The following is a 1,850-nucleotide window of genomic DNA, read 5'->3' on the forward strand; positions in this document are numbered from 1 at the left end:
GGTATAGGTATAGGTATAGCCACCTCTCTACCTCCATTCATACACTTTTCAGAAGTAGTGACAAAGGTCCTAAGCGAAAATGATCAAAGTCATATTTTATCAGCCGTATTTTTAAGAAATTTGTATTGTATCTGATAGAAAGACAATGCAAAACCAGTTCAAAGTACTGACCTTATCCTATAAACATGCACCAATTGCCGTTCGGGAAGCTGTTTCCCTGAACGAAATATCCAGTAAGAACCTGCTTGACAAGATCAGGGAATTTACGGGTGCACAGGATGTACTGGTGCTTTCCACCTGCAACCGCACCGAGGTATACTACGCCTCTGAAAAAGACCTTTCACGCGAGATCATCAAACTCATCGCCATCGAAAAAGGCTTTATAGTTACTCAAGAGATCAGTGCTTACTTCAGCCATATCACCCGACACGAAGATGCCGTGCAGCACCTGTTTTATGTGGTGCTGGGCCTGGAGTCGCAGGTAGTAGGAGATATGCAGATACTCAACCAGGTAAAAAAAGCCTATCAGTGGTCAGCTGATGTGAACATGGCCGGACCCTTCCTGCACCGTCTGCTGCACACGATCTTCTATACCAACAAGCAGGTCGTGAATCAGACTGCCTTCTTCGATGGAGCCGCATCGGTGTCGTATGCTACGGTGGAGCTGGTAGAAGAGCTTACGCAAGGTATAGCCGACCCGCGCGTGCTCATGATCGGGGTAGGTGAGATAGGAGCCAACGTATGCGATAACTTCGGGAAGTCTTCTGTCAGCAACGTGACCATCGTGAACCGCACGCACCACAAAGCCCTGGAACTGGCCCAGAAAACCAACTCCAAAGCAGTGTACTGGGAAAATGTGTGGGAGGAAATTGCAAAGGCGGATGTGGTGATCTCATCCGTGCCGGGCGATTGCTTTTTTATCAGCCTGGACGAAGTAGCCAAACAGGGGATAACCTCCAGCAAATTCTTTGTTGACCTGTCGATGCCTCGCAGTATCGACAGCGAAATAGAAACGCTGCCAGGCGCCTATGTATACAACGTCGACAGCATCCGGAACCGTGCCACAGAAGCGCTGGCAACAAGGCTGGCGGCTATACCTCAGGTGAAGGAGCTCATTGCAGAGGCTATAACAGAGTTTCAGGCCTGGACACGCGAAATGGCGATGTCACCGGCGCTGCAGCAGTTCAAAAACCGCCTGGAGGAAATTCGGCAGCAGGAGGTGGCGCGGTACACGAAGAAGCTGGATGCAGCAGACAAAGAAATCGTAGAAGCCATCACCAAAAACATCCTGAACAAGATCGTGAAACTGCCGGCACTGGAGCTGAAAGCCGCCTGCCAGCGTGGTGAATCGGAAGCGCTGCTCGAAGGTCTGAGCGCTCTGTTCAACCTGGAGAAGCAGGAGGTATAGCTGCTATACCTGCCGGGCGTATCAGGCGCAGATTCAACGGATAGGCACACCAAAGAGAGTTATAATATCCGCAACACTGTAGCGGCTTTCACGAACCTGCCAGAGTTGCTGTTGTCCATACCTGAAATTGGCTGAGGCGTCCATGGGCGGCATATCTTTAAGCGATCTGTAAGCGATTGGAGGAGGTATAAGCGGCAGCTGTTGTCCCGGTTCCTTCGGGAGCTTCACTTTCAGAATTGCCTGCTTCAGGTCATACTCCGTAGCCCAGGGCATCACATTTACAATCGACTATTTATTCTTTTTCAAATTTCTGAGCATTTGCATATTGAGAGCTTCAAAATGCTAATTTTTTCAGGTTAGTAACAGTCATGGTAACTCCCATTGCAAGTCCGCTTAGTGTTAGGAGCGAACCTACAGTAACTAACTGCAGGGCGCTTCTGTT

General features: G+C 49.4%; 2 protein-coding genes. One reads left to right on the plus strand and one right to left on the minus strand.

What is annotated here, in order from left to right; all coding sequences use genetic code 11:
* The first annotated feature begins 145 nt into the window (after window positions 1-145).
* Window positions 146-1,408 carry a glutamyl-tRNA reductase gene (hemA, locus tag OB13_RS01765; RefSeq protein WP_461488427.1) on the plus strand — a complete coding sequence of 421 codons (1,263 nt, stop codon included), beginning with the start codon at window positions 146-148 and terminating at the stop codon, window positions 1,406-1,408.
* A gap of 33 nt (window positions 1,409-1,441) precedes the next feature.
* Here hemA and OB13_RS01770 read toward each other — a convergent pair whose 3' ends face one another.
* Window positions 1,442-1,681, minus strand: coding sequence for a hypothetical protein (locus OB13_RS01770; protein WP_461488428.1), 240 nt, complete (start codon window positions 1,679-1,681; stop codon window positions 1,442-1,444).
* Between the last annotated feature and the right edge of the window lie 169 nt (window positions 1,682-1,850).

This window comes from Pontibacter sp. HJ8, from assembly GCF_054824225.1.

Coding starts and splice junctions, on each gene's coding strand:
- OB13_RS01770 (WP_461488428.1), bottom strand. CDS start 1,681: ATGCCCTGGGCTACGGAGTATGACCTGAAGCAGGCAATTCTGAAAGTG.
- hemA (WP_461488427.1), top strand. CDS start 146: ATGCAAAACCAGTTCAAAGTACTGACCTTATCCTATAAACATGCACCA.